The sequence below is a fragment of the Mesorhizobium sp. M2A.F.Ca.ET.039.01.1.1 genome, assembly GCF_003998035.1.
In the GTDB taxonomy this organism is placed as follows: domain Bacteria; phylum Pseudomonadota; class Alphaproteobacteria; order Rhizobiales; family Rhizobiaceae; genus Mesorhizobium.
Window position 1 is genome coordinate 1 of the sequence record NZ_RZRY01000887.1, and the last position, 2,196, is coordinate 2,196.

The 2,196-nt window shown below is 66.7% G+C and carries 4 protein-coding genes; 2 read left to right on the plus strand and 2 right to left on the minus strand.

What is annotated here, in order from left to right; all coding sequences use genetic code 11:
- The coding region (locus EOA24_RS35095) for a biotin/lipoyl-binding protein (RefSeq protein ID WP_127410657.1) at nt 1-230 on the minus strand (230 nt) is incomplete at its 3' end.
- Nucleotides 227-931, minus strand: coding sequence for a CerR family C-terminal domain-containing protein (locus tag EOA24_RS35100; RefSeq protein WP_126080269.1), 705 nt, complete (start codon nt 929-931; stop codon nt 227-229). The genes EOA24_RS35095 and EOA24_RS35100, both read right to left, overlap by 4 nt.
- A 92-nt stretch (nt 932-1,023) precedes the next feature.
- Here EOA24_RS35100 and EOA24_RS35105 point away from each other — a divergent pair, with 92 nt between their 5' ends.
- Both EOA24_RS35105 and EOA24_RS35110 read left to right on the plus strand, forming a co-directional pair.
- Nucleotides 1,024-1,497 carry a CYTH domain-containing protein gene (locus EOA24_RS35105; RefSeq protein WP_126080268.1) on the plus strand — a complete coding sequence of 158 codons (474 nt, stop codon included), beginning with the start codon at nt 1,024-1,026 and terminating at the stop codon, nt 1,495-1,497.
- A partial coding sequence (locus EOA24_RS35110) for a CHAD domain-containing protein (protein ID WP_133374792.1) occupies nt 1,494-2,196 on the plus strand: 703 nt, incomplete at its 3' end. The genes EOA24_RS35105 and EOA24_RS35110, both read left to right, overlap by 4 nt.

Below are 2,196 nucleotides of genomic sequence, written 5' to 3' on the forward strand. Positions count from 1 at the left end.
GCCTCGGCCTGCGCCACCTCGATTTTGGCATCGGCATCTTCCAGCGTCGCCACCGCCGCGCCGGTCTCGACGCGGTCGCCGCGCCTCACCGTCACCGTCGCCACCTGGGCCACTTCGATCGGCGCCATCAGCACATATTCGCCTTCGACATAGCCGACGGCGAGGGGTGCCGCCGGCGCGCAGGCGCCGAACAGTTGGGCCGCGAGCGGCAACGAACAGAGAAAGCTCATGATTTGCCCTTCTTGCCGGCGGGCGCATCGCGCGCCGCTAGCATTGCCCTGAGATTGCCGGTCGTGACCGCCACCACCTTGGCGGCCTCTTTCTCGCCGATCTCGCGCCAGCCCATCCGGCGCATCACCGCTTCGCGGCCGATGCGGAAATAGATGACTTGGCCGATCATGGTGAAAACGGTGAGCCGGGTTGCCTCGCTCTCGGCCGGTTCGCCGGTCGCCTGCTCCCAGATCTGGCACAGCCGCCGGTGCGTCGGCTCGAAGACGCCGGCATAGATGCGGTCGAGCGCGGCGGTCGGATGCGAGAGCTCGCGAAGTACGAATTGTACGATCTCGCCCGCTTGCGGACTGACGATGACGAAGCCCACCATCCGCTCCAGCGCCGCAAAGAGCTGTGCCCTGGCGGCTTCCGGGTTTGCCGGGGCGGTCCCCTGGGCGCCGCCCAGCGCCTGGCCGGCGATGCCCTGGATGGTTTCCACGATGAAGTCGGCGGCGGCGGCGCGCAGGCCTTCCTTGCCGCCGAAATGATAGGCGATCGAGCCGATATTGGCCTTGGCTTCCGCCGCGATTTGGCGCGTCGACGTGCCGTCGAACCCCTGCCGCCCGAACAGCTTGAGCGCCGCGTGCACCAGCGCCGCGCGTGTTTGGTCGGCGGTGGTGGCTTCGCGCTGCTGCCTTTTCGCAATTGATTGCCTGTCCATACCTCAATGTTTAATCAATCGATTGATTAAAGTCAAATTTGACCTCTGAACCGGCTTGCCTTCACTGCCCCCACAGGCTTTAGTGCGCGGCCATGGGCAAGGAAGTCGAGCGTAAATTCCTGGTCTCCAGTTCCGCCTGGCGAGACGAGGTCGAGGCGGAGATCCGCATTCGCCAGTTCTATGTCGCCGCCCAGCCCGGCCGCACCGTGCGCGTGCGCATCTCGGACGGGCGCTCCGCCAAGCTGACGTTGAAGTTCGGCGTCAGGGCGCGCGAACGCGACGAATTCGAATATTCGATCCCGCTTGCCGAGGCCGAGGAATTGATGGCCTTTGCCATCGGACGTGTCATCGAGAAGACACGCCACCATGTTAGACACCGTGGCTATCTCTATGAAGTCGATGTTTTCGGCGGCAAGCTCGCGGGGTTGGTGATCGCGGAGCTGGAGACGCCGGAGGACGTATCTGACGAAATGCTGCCCGACTGGCTCGGTCGCGAGGTCACCGGCGAGTCGAGGTTCTACAACGCGTCGCTGGCCCTCGGGGGGATACCGGAGATCGCCGCATGAGCTTCCGCATCGATCCGCGCTTGCCGCTGACCGGCGAGGTCAGGCGCATATTGGCCGACGAGATCGGCAGGGCCATCAGCCATCTCGAGACGGCGCGCGAGAAGCCGGAGCAGGGCCTGCACAAATGCCGCAAGCGGCTGAAGAGCGTGCGCGCCTTGCTGCGCATGGTTCGTTCCGGGGACGAACCGTTCTGCCGGACCGAGAATGAATGCTACAAGCAGGTCTCGGCGCTGCTCGCCGGCCCGCGCGAGGCGACGGCGCTCATCGAGACCGTCGACCGCCTCGCCGATGCCTTTCCGGAACAATCCGCAGGCGGCGGTCTCGATCCCGTGCGCGAACGGCTGGTGCTGCGCCAGCACGAGCTTCATGCCGGCCCGGGCCTCGACGCCGCCATCAACGCGGCCGTGGCCGCCTGCCGGGAAGGCCTGGAGCGTATCGACAGGCTGGCGCTGCCCGACCTGCCGGAACAGGCGGCCGACATCCTGGCCGACGGCGCCCGCGCCACCTTGCGGCGGGCGGAGAAGGCGCGCGACAAGGCGGAGGCGCGCGGCGAGGACGAGGATTTTCACAACCTGCGCAAGGCGGCCAAGACGCACTCCATGCATCTGTCGCTGCTCGGCCGCCTGTGGCCGACGCCGATCAAGGCGCGCCGCAAGGCGGTCGACAAGCTCGGCGAGCAGCTCGGCGAACTGCACGACG

Coding starts and splice junctions, on each gene's coding strand:
- EOA24_RS35100 (WP_126080269.1), bottom strand. CDS start 931: ATGGACAGGCAATCAATTGCGAAAAGGCAGCAGCGCGAAGCCACCACC.
- EOA24_RS35105 (WP_126080268.1), top strand. CDS start 1,024: ATGGGCAAGGAAGTCGAGCGTAAATTCCTGGTCTCCAGTTCCGCCTGG.